This is a genomic window from Bradyrhizobium sp. Ken64 (genome assembly GCF_055807555.1).
The window spans coordinates 156681-171100 of the sequence record NZ_JBVVPA010000017.1; the positions used below are offsets into that span (position 1 = coordinate 156681).

General features: G+C 64.5%; 14 protein-coding genes. 6 read left to right on the forward strand and 8 right to left on the reverse strand.

Annotated elements, in window-relative coordinates:
- Nucleotides 1-131: 131 nt before the first annotated feature.
- The 4 genes from AC0L2F_RS25955 to AC0L2F_RS25970 all read right to left on the reverse strand — a co-directional run bounded on the left by AC0L2F_RS25955 (nt 132) and on the right by AC0L2F_RS25970 (nt 5166).
- A complete protein-coding gene (locus AC0L2F_RS25955) occupies nt 132-1745 on the reverse strand; it encodes a benzoate-CoA ligase family protein (protein ID WP_473250325.1) in 1614 nt (537 codons plus the stop codon).
- Nucleotides 1742-2881, reverse strand: coding sequence for an FAD-dependent monooxygenase (locus AC0L2F_RS25960; RefSeq protein WP_007604655.1), 1140 nt, complete (start codon nt 2879-2881; stop codon nt 1742-1744). The genes AC0L2F_RS25955 and AC0L2F_RS25960 overlap by 4 nt, the downstream gene beginning before the upstream one ends.
- A gap of 267 nt (nt 2882-3148) precedes the next feature.
- Nucleotides 3149-4012 carry a hypothetical protein gene (locus AC0L2F_RS25965; RefSeq protein WP_473250326.1) on the reverse strand — a complete coding sequence of 288 codons (864 nt, stop codon included), beginning with the start codon at nt 4010-4012 and terminating at the stop codon, nt 3149-3151.
- A 152-nt stretch (nt 4013-4164) separates the two neighbouring features.
- Nucleotides 4165-5166, reverse strand: coding sequence for an NADP-dependent oxidoreductase (locus AC0L2F_RS25970; protein ID WP_473250327.1), 1002 nt, complete (start codon nt 5164-5166; stop codon nt 4165-4167).
- Between the two features lie 207 nt (nt 5167-5373).
- Here AC0L2F_RS25970 and AC0L2F_RS25975 point away from each other — a divergent pair, with 207 nt between their 5' ends.
- Together AC0L2F_RS25975 and AC0L2F_RS25980 are read left to right on the forward strand one after the other, a co-directional pair.
- Complete coding sequence (locus AC0L2F_RS25975; protein WP_007604658.1) at nt 5374-6669, forward strand: dicarboxylate/amino acid:cation symporter; 1296 nt, start codon at nt 5374-5376, stop codon at nt 6667-6669.
- A 12-nt stretch (nt 6670-6681) separates the two neighbouring features.
- Nucleotides 6682-7602, forward strand: coding sequence for an amino acid ABC transporter substrate-binding protein (locus AC0L2F_RS25980; RefSeq protein ID WP_473250328.1), 921 nt, complete (start codon nt 6682-6684; stop codon nt 7600-7602).
- Nucleotides 7603-7906: 304 nt separating this feature from the next.
- Here the strand turns inward: AC0L2F_RS25980 and AC0L2F_RS25985 are convergent, their stop codons facing one another.
- The 4 genes from AC0L2F_RS25985 to AC0L2F_RS26000 all read right to left on the reverse strand — a co-directional run bounded on the left by AC0L2F_RS25985 (nt 7907) and on the right by AC0L2F_RS26000 (nt 11409).
- Nucleotides 7907-8272 carry a nuclear transport factor 2 family protein gene (locus AC0L2F_RS25985; RefSeq protein ID WP_063994233.1) on the reverse strand — a complete coding sequence of 122 codons (366 nt, stop codon included), beginning with the start codon at nt 8270-8272 and terminating at the stop codon, nt 7907-7909.
- 109 nt (nt 8273-8381) lie between these two features.
- Nucleotides 8382-8732: a RidA family protein gene (locus AC0L2F_RS25990; protein WP_473250329.1), complete on the reverse strand. Its 351-nt coding sequence runs from the start codon at nt 8730-8732 to the stop codon at nt 8382-8384.
- Between the two features lie 97 nt (nt 8733-8829).
- Nucleotides 8830-9750: an extracellular catalytic domain type 1 short-chain-length polyhydroxyalkanoate depolymerase gene (locus AC0L2F_RS25995; protein ID WP_473250330.1), complete on the reverse strand. Its 921-nt coding sequence runs from the start codon at nt 9748-9750 to the stop codon at nt 8830-8832.
- Nucleotides 9751-11409, reverse strand: coding sequence for an FAD-binding dehydrogenase (locus tag AC0L2F_RS26000; RefSeq protein WP_473250342.1), 1659 nt, complete (start codon nt 11407-11409; stop codon nt 9751-9753). It lies immediately after the preceding gene.
- 293 nt (nt 11410-11702) lie between these two features.
- Between AC0L2F_RS26000 and AC0L2F_RS26005 the strand changes: the two genes are divergently transcribed.
- From AC0L2F_RS26005 to AC0L2F_RS26020, 4 genes are all read left to right on the forward strand, one after another.
- Nucleotides 11703-12224: a Clp protease/crotonase-like domain-containing protein gene (locus tag AC0L2F_RS26005; protein WP_007604664.1), complete on the forward strand. Its 522-nt coding sequence runs from the start codon at nt 11703-11705 to the stop codon at nt 12222-12224.
- A gap of 108 nt (nt 12225-12332) precedes the next feature.
- Nucleotides 12333-12527 carry a hypothetical protein gene (locus AC0L2F_RS26010; RefSeq protein WP_007604665.1) on the forward strand — a complete coding sequence of 65 codons (195 nt, stop codon included), beginning with the start codon at nt 12333-12335 and terminating at the stop codon, nt 12525-12527.
- A gap of 24 nt (nt 12528-12551) precedes the next feature.
- Entirely contained in the window at nt 12552-13142 is a 591-nt protein-coding gene (locus AC0L2F_RS26015; RefSeq protein ID WP_007604666.1) for an SCO family protein, read from the forward strand.
- Between the two features lie 244 nt (nt 13143-13386).
- Nucleotides 13387-14322 carry a transporter substrate-binding domain-containing protein gene (locus tag AC0L2F_RS26020; protein ID WP_473250331.1) on the forward strand — a complete coding sequence of 312 codons (936 nt, stop codon included), beginning with the start codon at nt 13387-13389 and terminating at the stop codon, nt 14320-14322.
- Nucleotides 14323-14420: the final 98 nt, after the last annotated feature.

Sequence of the window (14420 nt, forward strand, 5' to 3'; positions counted from 1 at the left end):
GGCCGGGACCCATAACCACCGAGTTCGGTTTGGCGAAGACAGGTGGTGACCAGCTCGCGCTAATAACTCCCACTCGGCGTATGGGTCCCGGCCTTCGCCGGGACGACAGCGAGAGTGAGCAACACCGCCGCTCACATCCGCAACAGCGCCTGCCGGTCGATCTTCCCCGTGCCCGTCTTCGGCAGCTCGTCGATGAAGATCACTTCGCGGGGATATTTGTAGGGAAGCAGCTTGCCCTTCACGTAATCCTGCAGCCGTCGTGTCGCTTCGCTTTGATCAGCCGCGCGGCTGTTCATCACCACGACCGCCTTCAGCGTCATGCGCCGGTCCGGCAGCTCGGCGGCGAACACCGCACATTCGCGGATGTCCGGGTGGTCGGCGAGGCACAGCTCGACCTCGAGCGGGTAGACCCACTGGCCGGAGATCTTGATGAGATCGTCGGCGCGGCCGCGGAAGAAGTGAAAGCCGTCGGCATCGCGGACGAAGCGGTCGCCGGTGTAGATCCAGCCGCCTTCGCGGATGGTCTCGGCGGATTTGTCCGGCCGGTTCCAGTACAGCGGCGTGTTGGAATCGCCGCGCACCCACAAGATGCCTTCCTCGTCGTCGGCGACATCGCGGCCGTCCTTGTCACGCAGCGCGACCTCGTAGCCGGGCACGCGCAGGCCTGCCGCGCCGAGCTTCTTCCGCTCGGGACGGTTGGAGAGATAGATATGCAGCACCTCGGTCGAGCCGAGGCCTTCCACGATCTCGAGACCGGTGAGCGTCTTCCAGCCGTTGAAGACGTCGGCCGAGAGCACCTCGGCGGCCGAGAGCGCCATGCGCAGCGACGAGAAGTCGGTCCTGTCGGCACCCTCGGCCTTGGTCAGCGCTGTATAAAGCGTCGGCAGGCCGAAGAAGACCGTCGGCTTGTATTGCTCGATCGCCGTGAAGATCGCCGCGGGCTTCGGCTGGCCCGGCAACAGCAGCGTCGTCGCGCCCGCCGAGAACGGGAAGGTGATCGCGTTGCCAAAGCCATAGGCGAAGAAGATTTTTGGCACCGAGAAGCAGATGTCATCCGGCGTCAGCTTCAAGACGTTCTGCGCAAAGGCGGCTTCGCTATAGGCCATGTCGTGCTGGAGATGCACGATGCCCTTGGGCCGGCCGGTCGACCCGGACGAGTACATCCAGAACGCCATTTCGCTGCGATGCGTGTCGGCTTCCGCGAGTTCGGCCGGAAATTGCGGGAGCCAGCCGGCGGCGGAAACGGCGTTCGGCGCGGCGTGATCGCCCACCGCACCATTGACGACGATCAGCGTCTGCAGGTTCGTGTCCTTGCAGGCCTCGGCGTTGAACCGTGCACAGAACTCGGCATCCGCCACGGCAACAGTCGCGCCGGAATCGGCGAGATAGAATTGCAGCAGATCCGGCGGTGTCAGCGTGTTGATCAGCAATGGCACGAAGCCGGCGCGCACCGCGCCGAAGAACGCGGCCGGATAGGCCGGGGTATCATCGAGGAACAACAGCACGCGGCCGCCGCGCTTGAGGCCGAGCGAGGCAAAGCCGTTGCCCCAGCGGCAGGCTTCCGCGCAGAGCTCGGCGTAGGTGCGGGTGCCCGCGGGGCCCATGAGCGCGAGCTTGTCGCCGCGGCCTTTGCCGACATTGTCGAACAGAACGCGGCTGGCATTGTAGACCTGCGGAACGAAAAAGCCGATCTCGCGCGCGCCCGCGCAGTCGGCGGGCACCTGGTCGTGAATCTGCTCGCTCATGCCTCGTCCCCACCGTTCTTGGCGGCTTCGTAGCGCGCCATGAAGGCCGGCGACATCGCGCGCAGGCGGGAGTCGTCGATGCGGCCTGAGCGGGTGATGTAGCTATAGGCAAAGTCCATCAGGCCCTGCTGCATGTGCTGGGCAAAGTGCTCGTACCAGAAAGCGCTGGTCCGCGCGGCGTTCACGAGCTTCTGCACCACCGGCTTTCGCGCGGCCTGGTAGCGATGCAGGGCGGTGGAGAGATGGGCATCCGACTCCAGCGCCTTGACCAGCGCAATGGCGTCCTCGATCGCGAGCCGCGTGCCCGAGCCGATCGAGAAATGCGCCGAGTGCAGCGCGTCGCCGAGCAGCACCATGTTCTTGAACGACCAGTGCTCGTTCCAGACCCAGGGGAAGTTGCGCCAGACCGATTTGTTGGAGACCAGCGAGCGGCCACCGAGCGTGTCGGCGAACACCTCCTCGCAGACGCCCTTGGACTGCTCCACGTCCTTGTAGGCGAAACCGTAGGCCTGCCACGTCGCATGATCGCATTCGACCAGGAACGTGCTCATGGTCGGCGAGTAGCGGTAGTGGTGGGCGTTGAACGCGCCGCGGTCGGTCTTCACAAAGGTCTGCGACAGCGTGTCGAAGCGCTTCGAGGTGCCGTACCAGACGAACTTGTTGGAGGAGTAGGACAGCGAGGTGCCGAAATCGCCCTCGAAGGCGCGGCGCACCAGCGAGTTCAGCCCGTCGGCGGCGACGATCAGATCGTGGCCGTTGAGCTGATCGATCCCATGAATTGGCGTATCGAAGCGCGGGGTGACGCCGGCATCGAGCGCGCGCTGCTGCAGGAAGCGCAACAGCTCGAGCCGGCCGATCGAGGAGAAGCCGACGCCGTCGATGGCCACGCTGTCGCCGCTCAGGTTCAGCGTGATGTTCTCCCAGCTCTCCATGTGCGGCGCGATTGCGTCGACCGTCTCGGGGTCGTCGGCGCGCAAGAATTCCAGGGCCTGGTCGGAAAACACCACGCCAAAGCCCCAGGTCGCGTCGGCCGGGTTCTGTTCGAACAGGTCGACTTGATCCTCGGGGTGACGCTTCTTCCAGAGATAGGCGAAGTAGAGCCCACCGGGCCCCCCGCCAATCACGGCGATCCGCAACGTCTGCCTCCCTAATTGACAGTATACTTACTATCTAGGGGTAGACTAATGTGCTCCGGTCGCCCGCGCCAGCGGAATTATCGGCAAGGCGCGCAGCGCATCAAAGCTCACGTCCGGACGCACGTTTGGCGCGTGTCCGAAGCGGTGACCTTGCGAAGCATAGCCAAACCGTGGCGGCTTGGCCATCCGCCCCGTCAGACGCAGCGCTTCAGATAGACCCCGTCCACCAGCACCCTGGCACAGCGGACCACCGGATAGCACGCTTCTCTAGCGTGCAGCGAACGGCGCCAGCACGTCCTTGCAGGCGGGCGACAGCGAAGCGGCATTGTTGGCAACGCATTGGATGATCCGACCGCCACCTGGCGTCACGCTGCCGCACAGCGTGCGGACATCCTCGCGACATGCGGACTGGACGATGAACAGCTCTTCGCGCGGCCGCAACGGGCGCAGCACGATCACGGCAGGCGCGGCCGCCGCCGGAGGTGCGGCGCCCGCAGGTGCCGCCGTTGCTGCCGCGCCACCGCCGCCGGCCGCGGCGCTCACCGCTTTCTCGCAGGCCGGCGAAACCTTTGCCTTGTTCTTCTCCAGGCATTCGAGCGCAGGCGCGCCGCCCGGCGGCACGCTGGCGCACACCTTGGGATAATCGGCGCGGCACGCGCTCTTGACGGCGGCAACCTGGGCGCTGCTCGGCTGTTTGGCTGCAGCGGTGGTTGCAGCGGCCTTGGGCGCGGCCGCGGCAGCCGGCTTTGCGGCGGGAGCGGATTCAGCCTTCGGCGCGGCAGGCGCGGCCTCCGCCTTGGGTGCAGCCTCTTTGGGTGCAGCGTCCTTGGGTGCAGCCTCGGTCTTCGGCGCGGCTTCGGTCTTCGGCGCCGCCGCAGGCTCGACGGCGCGAACTGCGGTTTGGCATCCCGAGGACAAGCTGGACATGCTCTTCTGCAAACATTGATACGCTTCCACACCGCCCGGCGTGACGCTCGAACAGTGCGCCATGAAGTCCGAGCGGCATGCGGAGCGGATCGCGCTCTTCTGCGCTTCGGTCGGTGCTTGTGCGAATGCGCCTGCTGCAGTTGCGAACAGAGCCGCCGCCAGCAACGCCCCGCGTGCAGACGCATGTTTCAACGTGTTGAACATCTGAGTGAATTCCTGCCCTGTCTGTAACGCCGCCGATTTTTCAAATGTGATGCAAACAATCATCGCGGGTGATGCCGCGCGCGGCATCATTGGCCGCCGCGACCTCTACCGCAAGTAGATATTGGCTTTGCAATTGCGACCTAACTACGTCGTCAGAGCTTGACCATGCGCTTGCCGCGGTTCTCGCCCGCCAGCAATCCGATCAGCGCCTTCGGCGTGTTCTCGAGGCCGTCGATGATGTCCTCCTGCACCTTCAACCTGCCGGACGTGACCCAGGCCTGGAGGTCGGCGAGCGCACGCTGGCTCTCCTTCATGTAGTCCATCACGATGAAGCCCTGCATGACGAGCCGCTTCACCACGATCAGGCCGGGCACGCCGCGCGGGCCGTGCGCCGAGGGCGCGCCGTCATATTGCGAGATCGCGCCGCAGCAGGCGATGCGGCCGTAATTGTTCATCTGCGGCAGGCAGGCTTCGAGAATGTCGCCGCCGACATTGTCGAAATAGACGTCGATGCCCTTCGGAGCCGCCGCGCGCAACGCCTTGAACACCGCGCCGTCCTTGTAGTCGACGGCGGCATCGAAGCCGAGCTCGGAGGTCAGCCAGCTGCACTTGTCGGCGCCGCCGGCGATGCCGATAACGCGGCATCCCTTGATCTTCGCGATCTGCCCGACGATCGAGCCGACCGAGCCTGCGGCCGCAGAGACCACGACCGTCTCGCCCTCTTTGGGCTTGCCGATCTCCAGCAGGCCGAAATAGGCGGTGAGGCCGGCGATGCCGAATACGCTGAGCAGATGCGTCATCGGCTCGAGCTTCGGCATCTTGGTGAGATGCTTGGCGGGCACTACCGCCAACTCCTGCCAGCCGGTATCGCCGAACACGATGTCGCCCGGCGCAAGCTCCGGCGCTTTCGAGCTGATGACCTCGGCGATGGCGCCGCCGGCCATCACGCTGTTGGCTTCGACTGCTGAACGATAGGTCGCGCCGTGCATCCAGGCCCGGTTGGCGGCGTCGAGCGAGATGTATCGAACGCGCAGCAAGGCCTCGCCGTCCTTCGGCTCAGGCATCGCACCTTCGACCATCTTGAAGTGCTCGGGGCCGAGCTTGCCGCTGGGCTTTTCCACCAGAAGAATCTGACGATTGATGCTGCCGCTCATGATGTTTCCCTCGGTCGTTTGACGATTATTGATGCAGCTGCCGCAAGAAAAACGTGCAAGCCGCATTCGTTGTGCGCTGCGTGAAGGCTAGATCGCGGGCGCCCGTTTCGCAACGGGAACATCCGCTCCGACGACCGCACGCCAAGCGTGTTGCGCGGTCGTCATATCTGCGACATCATGAAGCGGTCGGTGTAGCGGGGGTGTTCAATGTCGAACAGGTTTACGCAATTCATTCTGGTGGCGATGGTGCTCGGCATCATCATGGGCGCGGCGATCTACAATTTCCTGCCCGACACGCGGGGCGATTGGGCCTCGTCCATCAACCTGATCGCCGTGATTTTCCTGCGCCTGATCAAGATGATCATCGCGCCGCTGGTGTTTGCGACCTTGGTCGGCGGCATTGCTCATATGGGCTCGGGCTCCAAGCTCGGCCGCATCTTCGCCAAGACCATGGGCTGGTTCATCAGCGCCTCTTTCGTCTCGCTGATGCTCGGCCTCGTGATGGTCAATCTGCTCCAGCCCGGCGCGAATTTCCCCGGGACGCTGCCTGACAAGGCGCAGTCGACCGGCCTGCCGGTTTCCGCCTTCTCGATCGAAAAATTCCTGACCCATCTGATCCCGACCTCGATCGCGGATGCGATGGCGCAAAACGAGATCCTGCAGATCGTGATCTTCGCCGTGTTCTTCTCGGTGGCGATGGGCTCGATGCCCGAGCGCTCCAAGCCGATCCTGGCGCTGATCGACGACATCGGCCACATCATGCTCAAGGTGACGGGCTATGTGATGCTGTTCGCGCCGTTCGCCGTCTGGGCCGCCATCACCGCGACGGTTGCCAAGAACGGCCTGCTGGTGCTCTGGAAGCTCATCGTCTTCATGGGCGGGTTCTATCTCTCGCTCGCGCTCCTGTGGGGCATCCTGGTGGTCGTGGGTTTCATCGTGATCGGGCCGCGCTACGCCCATCTGCTGAAGCTGATCCGCGAGCCGCTGATGATCGCGTTCTCCACCGCGAGCTCCGAAGCGGCCTATCCGAAAACGCTGGAGGGGTTGAACAAGTTCGGCGCCTCGTCGCGGATATCGAGCTTCGTGCTGCCGCTCGGCTATTCCTTCAATCTCGACGGCACGATGATGTACTGCACCTTCGCGAGCGTCTTCATCGCGCAGAGCTATCACATCGACATGCCGCTCGGCACCCAGCTCGCGATGCTGGCGACCCTGATGATCACCTCGAAGGGCGTTGCCGGCGTGCCGCGCGCCTCCCTCGTGGTGATCGCCTCGACGCTGTCGCAGTTCGGCATCCCCGAGGCGGGGCTGTTGATGATCATGGGCATCGACACCTTCCTCGACATGGGCCGCAGCGCCACCAACGTGATCGGCAACACGCTCGCAACCTCGGTCGTGGCCAAATGGGAAGGCGAGCTCGGGCCCGAGCATGAGCTTGGACCGGGCGATGCCGTGCCGGGGGATATGATCCCCGGCGAAGTGCCTGCGATGGCCGGCCATTGATCGGAGTGCATCATGCGCCTTTCAATGGCGATATCGGGCGGTCTGTTGCTGGCAGCGTGCCTGCTGGCAAAGGGTGCTTCCGCCCAGACCGGTGGCAGCGAAGGGCTTAGCCCGACGCTGTCAGCGATCAAGACCGCGCACACCGTGCGGCTCGGCTATCGCGAGAGCTCGCCGCCGTTCTCCTTCCTCGACCAGGCCAACCGGCCGATCGGCTACAGCCTCGAGCTCTGCGAGGCCATCGTCGAGGAGATCGGCGTCGAAGTCGACGATCCCAATCTGAAGATCGCCTACGTCAAGGTCACCTCCGATGACCGCATCGACGCCGTGCTCCAGAACAAGATCGATTTGGAATGCGGCTCGACCACGGCGAATGCCGAGCGCGGCAAGCGCGTTGCCTTCTCGCCGCTGATGTTCGTCGCCGGCACCAAGCTGATGGTGCCCAAAGCCTCCAGCGTCCAGTCACTGACTGATCTGAAGGGCAAGACTATCGTGGTGACGAAGGGCACCACCAACGAGCAGGCAATCCAGGCGGCCGACAAGAAGTCCTCGTTGGGACTGACCATCGTTGTCGGTGCTGATCACGAACAGTCGTACCAGACGCTCGTCGACGGCAAGGCCGATGCGTTCGCGACCGACGACATCCTGCTGTCCAGCTTGATCGTGCGCCACAAGGCACAGGACAAGTTCCGCGTCACCGGCGATTACCTGTCCTACGACCCCTACGGCATCATGTTCCGCAAGGGCGAGCCGCAACTGGCGGCGGTGGTCGATCGCAGCTTCCGCAAGCTCGGCTCCAACCACGACCTCGTCCCGCTCTACAACAAATGGTTCACCGCACGGCTTCCGACCGGCGAACGGCTGAACGTGCCGATCTCGCTGCAGCTGGAGGAAGCCTTCAAGGCGATGGACGATTCCGCGAGCGCGAATAACTAGCGCTTGTGCGACGAGCGCCGCTGCGCCCTCTCCTTAAAGGGCAGCGCTATCGCATATGACGTCTCAGCGGCGCCTGAGCGAGCGCCGCCTCCTTCGAGACGACCGCTTCGCGGTCTCCTCAGGATGAGGCTCAGCTGCATCCATCTGCCTTGAAATGCTGCCGCATACTCATCCCTCATCCTGAGGGCCCGCCGCAGGCGGGCGTCTCGAAGGATGGCCGCAGTCGAGCTTGCAGCCATATGCTTCTTCATATGCGATCGCCCTGCCATACAAGGGAGAGGGCCTTGCATCGAGCAGCGCGCGCTCACGCGCCCGCTGGGACCTGGTCCAGAAATCCCGTGATGCTCCTGATGCGGCCGTCCTTCAGCACGGCGAAATCCGTCCCCTTGATCGGGCTGTCGATGCCCTCGGGACCAAGGCCCCAACTGAAACGGACATGGTCGCCGTAGCCGTTGGGCTCGCCGATCAACTTGAATTTGAAATCGGGAAAGCGCTGCTGCACGCCTGCGATCAGCGCATCGACGCCGTCATGGCCGTCGCCTTTCATCAGGGGATCGACATAGCTCGCATCCGCCGTCCAGTTCTGGCTCAGCAGTTCGCGCCGGCGGCCGGCTGCACGTTCGTTCCAGAGATCGATATAGCGGCGGGCGATGGTGATGGGGTCGGTCATGGTCGTCTCCTTCGATGGCGCCGTGTTGTTCGGCTGACCTGACTATCGAAGGTTCACGCGCGCTGATCGATTACCTCTGAGGTCATCAGCGCGCGTGAATTTTCCGCAGTTACTTCGCCGCTGTGACCATGATTTCGACGGTGTATTGTGCCGCCGCGAGCTTGGCTTCGACGGTGGCGCGTGCCGGCGTGTTGCCGGGCGAGACCCAGGCGTCCCACACCGCGTTCATCTCGCCAAAGGTCTTCATGTCGGTGATGTAGATCGTGGCCGAGAGCAGCTTCGACTTGTCGGTGCCGGCCTTGGCGAGATGGCTGTCGATGGTCGCCAGGATGTCCTGGGTCTGCTTCGTCACGCTTTCGCCGGCGGCGTTGTTGGCGACGACACCGGCGAGATAGACGGTGTTGCCGTGCACGACGATTTGGCTCATGCGCGGGCCGGTTTCAAGACGTTGAATGCTCATTGGGAGTCTCCTTTGAATGGCGGCCCTGTCTAGCGCAGCCGCCTGCCCTGTGCCACCCCGGGCACGCATGCGTCGCTGGCTATGCATGCGTTGCACTTCAAGGAAATTGGCCGAAGAACGTCCAGATCGTCTCGGCTGCGTCGATGTCGCCGTTCTGCGTCCCGAGCAAGCTGGCGGCGACCTTCGGGAAGCGGGCATCCGGAGAAAATCCGGGCATGCGGTGACCGCCTTGATTGATGCGATAAAGCACGACGTCGTGCCCCTCAGGACAGCGCGAGGAGATCCGTGTCACCGTGGACTGGTCTGCGGGAGCCCTGTCGGGCAAATCGGTCGTGTCGGCATTATCGCTCTCGCAGCCGTTGAGCTTGCGCCAGAACGCAAGCGTCTCCTCGGTGGACCAGAACCCGTCGGCGGCATAATAGCTCGATCCGCGGCCGCCCTCGTAGGGGACGAGCGGATCGGCCGTGCCGTTCATCAGCAGCATCGGCAGCGGCCGCGACGGATGGCATGTGACTGCGGTCTCGTCGGTGAGATTCATGCTCACGCTCGCGCCCGCAGCGAACAGATCGGCGCGGGCGCAGACCAGCGTCATCGCCATGGCGCCGCCATTGGAGATGCCGGTGACATAGACGCGGCGAGGGTCGGCGGTGCCGTTCGCCACCAGCTTCTCGACGAGCTTTGCGATGAAGGCGACGTCGTCGGTGCCCGCGGGCGGACCACGGAGCGCCGGTCCTGCCTTGGTCCTCGCATCGGCCCAGGCGTGGTTGAGGCCATCAGGAAAGACCACGGCAACCCCCTCGCGCTTTGCGACCTGCGGCCACGCCGTCCGCGTCATCATGTCGGCGCCGCGCTGGGTCTTGCCGTGCAGCACGACGACGAGCGGCACGAGCCGCTTCGCCGGCAATTGCACAGTGTAGGACCGCTTCACGCCGTCGATGTCGATCGTATCGGCGGACGCAGCCGAGGCAGCGGCCAATGCCGCAACAAACGCCGCGATGCGCAGCCGCCGCCGCATCATCTAGCCCACGGCCTTCGCCGCGGCCCGGCCCGCATTGCGGCCCGAGAACAGGCAGCCGCCGAGGAACGTGCCTTCCAGCGAACGATAGCCGTGCACGCCGCCGCCGCCGAAGCCGGCGGCTTCGCCCGCTGCGTAGAGGCCGGGGATGACGCTGCCCTCCTCGCCGAACACGCGCGAAGAGAGGTCGGTCTCGAAACCGCCCAGCGTCTTGCGGGTGAGGATGTTGAGCTTGACCGCGATCAGCGGCCCTTGCGCGGGATCGAGGATGCGGTGAGGGGAGGCGGTGCGGATCAGCCTGTCGCCGATATAACGCCGCGCATTGTGGATGTTCATCACCTGCGCGTCCTTGACGTAAGGGTTGGCGATCTCACGGTCGCGCGCCTCGATCTGCATCCTGATGTGCTCGAGCTTGAGGAGGTCGCTGCCGGCCAGCTCGTTCATGGCCGCAACGAGATCCTCGATCTTGTCGCGCACGATGAAGTCGACACCATGGCTTTTGAACGCCTCCACCGGCGCCGGCGCGCCCTTGTTGGTGGCGCGCTTGATCGTCATGCGCCAGCTTTTGCCGGTGAGGTCGGGGTTCTGCTCCGAGCCCGACAGCGCAAACTCCTTCTTGATGATGCTCTGGGTCAGGATGAACCAGGAATAATCGTAGCCGGTGGACATGATGTATTGGAGCTGGCCGAGCGTGTCGGAGCCGGGAAACAACGGCGCCGGCAAGCGCGTGCCGGTGGCGTCGAACCACATCGAGGAGGGTCCGGGCAGGATCCGGATGCCGTGGCGCGGCCAGATCGGTGACCAGTTCTGGATGCCTTCGACATAATGCCACATGCGGTCGCGGTTGATCAGCCGCGCGCCTGATGTCTCGGTGATGCCGATCATGCGGCCGTCGACATGCTCGGGCACGCCGGAGATCATGAATTTCGGCGGCGCGCCGAGCCGCTTCGGCCAGTTCTGCCGCACCAGCTCGTGATTGCCGCCGATGCCGCCCGAGGCGACGATCACGGCTTGCGCCTTCAACGCAAACTCGCCGACGACCTTGCGCGATGAGCTCTTGCCGCGCTCGACATTATCCGGGGCGAGAATGGCACCGCCGACGCCATCCACCGTGCCGTTGGTGATCGAGAGCGCGTCGACGCGATGGCGGAACCTGAAGCTCAGCCGGCCGTTTTTGACGGCCTCGCGCGCGCGGCGCTCGAACGGCTCGACGATGCCGGGCCCGGTGCCCCAGGTGACATGAAAGCGCGGTACCGAATTGCCGTGGCCCATCGCGTCATAGCCGCCGCGCTCGGCCCATCCGACGACGGGGAAAATGCGATGGCCCATCGCGCGTAGCCACGCACGCTTCTCGCCGGTCGCGAACGCCACATAGGCCTCGGCCCATTGCCGCGGCCAGAAATCCTCGTCACGGTCGAAGCCGGCGGTGCCGAGCCAGTCCTGCATCGCAAGGTCGAAGGAGTCCTTGATGCCGAGCCGGCGCTGCTCCGGCGAATCGACCAGGAACAATCCGCCGAACGACCAGAATGCCTGGCCGCCGAGCGACTGCTCGCCCTCCTGATCGACCACGATCACGCGCTTGCCGGCGTCCGCTATCTCGGTTGCGGCCACGAGGCCCGACAGTCCTGCGCCGACAACGATGACGTCAGTCTCTTCAGCCATCTGTTCGGCCATATGTTCCCCCCTCCATGTGTTCCACCTCCACAGGTTCCCCCCTGTAGTTGCCCGGATTGAAGCCGGCGGTTGCAACTGAGATCAAGAGTTGTGGCGCGTAAGACATCGTTAACTTGTTCCACTTCGGGAAAAAGAGCGCCCGAGTGCAGCGCCGGCGCAACACTGGATTTGAATTTGTTTTGAACGAGCCGGCATGCCTAGACAAAACCGCGGTTACGACAGACCCTAGCAGGGCATCACCACCTGACACACAGATTCGAATTCGACTGGGGCGGGGGCCAATGAAGTTTCTGACGGGGTTGCTTGCGGCGGTTCTCCTGATCGCGAGCATGGGCGCTTCTCAGGCAGTGGTTCGGATCGCGGATGACCGCGGCGGCCGGATCGGAACCTACGTCGATAAATACCAGGACCTGCGACAGTCGGGCGACACCGTCATCATCGACGGTCTCTGCGCCTCTGCCTGCACCATCGTCCTCGGCGCCATCCCGCCTGACCGTATCTGCGTGACGTCGCACGCGACACTGGGCTTCCACGCCGCGTGGGATTTCGGCAGCAACGGCCGCGCCGTCACGAATACCGAAGCGACCCAGATGCTCTATGCGATGTATCCCTCGCAGGTGAAGCGCTGGATCAATCAGCGCGGCGGCCTCACCCCGCATATGCTGTTCCTGAAGGGCAGGCAGCTCCAGGCCATGTACAAGCCCTGCTACCTCGACGCGCAGGCCTCGGCCAACAAGCCGTCGCGCGGGCCACTCCCGCAAGCGGACCGGCTCGAATCCGCCCGGGGCCAGCTCCTGCACTGACATCCTCGGCCTGACGGGATTGTTTGCCAGCCAGCGGCGCCTTGCCCGCAGGCGGGGCAAAGCTTATTTGAACGCTCGGGAACTCTGGCCTTCACCCCGATCGTTGTCATGGCTCAACCACTGCACCCCGCCCATCCTGTATCGGACAATTCGCCCACTGCCGGCCGGATGCCGTTCGTGCTGCTGTTGGCCGGTGCCGGCGTCGGCGGCCTGGTCGTGCTCGGCGCGCTCGCGCTCTGGTTCCACTACGGCAGCCAGGTTTTCTTCGAAATGATCAGGACCGGTCTTGCCGCCTGCTTCTGACCCGCGACAGGAAGTTTTCCGCTTATGAGCCCTACCGCCCGTCCGCTGGTGATCGCGACCGCCTTCGCCGCAAGCCTCGTCCTCGGGCTCCTGATCGTATTCTGGGCCATGGGCGGGGTCAGCAAGGTGGCGCAGCCGGCCGCGATCGGCGGCCCGTTCCAGCTCACCGACCAGAACGGCAAGGCCGTTACCGACAAGAACCTGAAGGGCAAGCCGACCCTGATCTTCTTCGGCTACACCCATTGCCCCGATGTCTGCCCGACCTCGTTGTTCGAGATCTCGGAAGTGCTGCGCGCGATGGGCAAGGACGCCGATAAGGTCAATGCCGTCTTCATCTCGGTCGATCCCGAGCGCGATACGCCGGCGACGATGAAGGATTATCTATCGAGCTTCGACCCGCACCTCGAGGGCCTCAGCGGCGATCCTGCCGAGACCGCCAAGGTGATCACCTCCTACCGGGTCTATGCCAAGAAGGTCCCGACCAAGGACGGCGACTACACCATGGACCACACCGCGTTGATCTATCTGATGGATCGCGACGGCCGCTTCGTCTCGCCGTTCAACCTGAAGCGCACGCCGGAAGAGGCCGCAGTGGAGTTGAAGCGGTATCTGTAAGTTTGGCGGACTGATCGCGCGGCGTACTCGGTAGCCTCTCCCGCTTGCGGGAGAGGTCGGCGCGGAGCGCCGGGTGAGGGTTCTCTCCTCTGGGGGATTATCCCTCTGTGGCAAAGACCCTCTCCCCGACCCTCCCCCGCAAGCGGGGGAGGGAGCGCACCCTGGCCGCAATCCGCGCTCGCGTTCCCGGCCGGATGGGCTATAAGGCCCTCCGATCTCAACGAAATTCGTTCATTTTCAGCCGATGGCCCCATCGCAACAGGCGAAATCGTCCAAATCCGCCCGTGGCTTGCTGACCGGGCTGGTCGTCGGCGTCTGCCTGCTCGTGGCTGCGACGTGCGCGCAGGCGCAGGCTCCGGCCAAGCAGCCCCCAGCGGCGCCGCAAGCCTCACCTCAGGTCGCGCCGCAAGCCGCCCCCCAGGCCGTGCCGGGATTCTGGGACCCGCGGCGGCGGCCGGAGCGGCCGGACCTGTCGCGCCTGACCGTGATCCGTTTCCTGACCGAGACCGACTATCCACCGTTCAACTATACCGGCGCCGACGGCAATCCGGCCGGCTTCAACGTCGATTTCGCCCGCGCGCTGTGCGAGGAAATCAAGGTCACCTGCACGGTGCAGATGCGCCGCTTCGAGACGCTGGTCGATGCACTCGCCTCCAACCGGGGCGACGCCATCATCGCTTCGATGGCGGTGAGCCCGCAGCTCCGCGCCCGGGTCGATTTCACCGATCCCTATTACCGCGTGCCGGCGCGCTTCGCCTCGCGCAGGGACGCGGTGATGCCGGAGATCCGGCCCGAATATCTCGAAGGCAAGAAGGTCGGCGTCATCGCCGGCTCCGCGCATGAAGCCTATCTCAAGGCCATGTTCACCGACGCCGAACTGCACCCCTATCCGAATGACGACGCGATGCGCGCCGCGCTTCGCAAGGGCGAGGTCGACTTCATCTTCGGCGACGCCATCGCGCTCGCGTTCTGGATCAACGGCACCGATTCCGGCGATTGCTGCGCGTTCTCCGGCGGTCCCTTCGTCGAAAGCCGCTTCTTCGGCGAAGGCATCGGCATCGCCGTGCGCAAGGGCAACGACGTGCTGCGCCAGGCCCTGAACTGGGCGATGTTCCGCGTCTGGGAGAAGGGCCGCTACACGGATCTGTGGTTGCGGTATTTCTCGGTGAGCCCGTTTTAGTCCCAGGCGCCGCCACCAATTCCTCATCCTGAGAGGGTGAGAATCTTTCGTCTAAACGGGCATTTGCCGTAGCCGCTTTGCTATGATTCGATGACGGG

Bases quoted from the DNA above. Each gene is read 5' to 3' on its own strand.
- AC0L2F_RS25975 (WP_007604658.1), top strand. From the start codon at position 5,374: ATGTCGAACAGGTTTACGCAATTCATTCTGGTGGCGATGGTGCTCGGC.
- AC0L2F_RS25965 (WP_473250326.1), bottom strand. From the start codon at position 4,012: ATGTTCAACACGTTGAAACATGCGTCTGCACGCGGGGCGTTGCTGGCG.
- AC0L2F_RS26000 (WP_473250342.1), bottom strand. From the start codon at position 11,409: ATGGCTGAAGAGACTGACGTCATCGTTGTCGGCGCAGGACTGTCGGGC.
- AC0L2F_RS26015 (WP_007604666.1), top strand. From the start codon at position 12,552: ATGAGCCCTACCGCCCGTCCGCTGGTGATCGCGACCGCCTTCGCCGCA.
- AC0L2F_RS25970 (WP_473250327.1), bottom strand. From the start codon at position 5,166: ATGAGCGGCAGCATCAATCGTCAGATTCTTCTGGTGGAAAAGCCCAGC.
- AC0L2F_RS25955 (WP_473250325.1), bottom strand. From the start codon at position 1,745: ATGAGCGAGCAGATTCACGACCAGGTGCCCGCCGACTGCGCGGGCGCG.
- AC0L2F_RS26005 (WP_007604664.1), top strand. From the start codon at position 11,703: ATGAAGTTTCTGACGGGGTTGCTTGCGGCGGTTCTCCTGATCGCGAGC.
- AC0L2F_RS25985 (WP_063994233.1), bottom strand. From the start codon at position 8,272: ATGACCGACCCCATCACCATCGCCCGCCGCTATATCGATCTCTGGAAC.
- AC0L2F_RS26020 (WP_473250331.1), top strand. From the start codon at position 13,387: ATGGCCCCATCGCAACAGGCGAAATCGTCCAAATCCGCCCGTGGCTTG.
- AC0L2F_RS25980 (WP_473250328.1), top strand. From the start codon at position 6,682: ATGCGCCTTTCAATGGCGATATCGGGCGGTCTGTTGCTGGCAGCGTGC.
- AC0L2F_RS26010 (WP_007604665.1), top strand. From the start codon at position 12,333: ATGGCTCAACCACTGCACCCCGCCCATCCTGTATCGGACAATTCGCCC.
- AC0L2F_RS25995 (WP_473250330.1), bottom strand. From the start codon at position 9,750: ATGATGCGGCGGCGGCTGCGCATCGCGGCGTTTGTTGCGGCATTGGCC.
- AC0L2F_RS25990 (WP_473250329.1), bottom strand. From the start codon at position 8,732: ATGAGCATTCAACGTCTTGAAACCGGCCCGCGCATGAGCCAAATCGTC.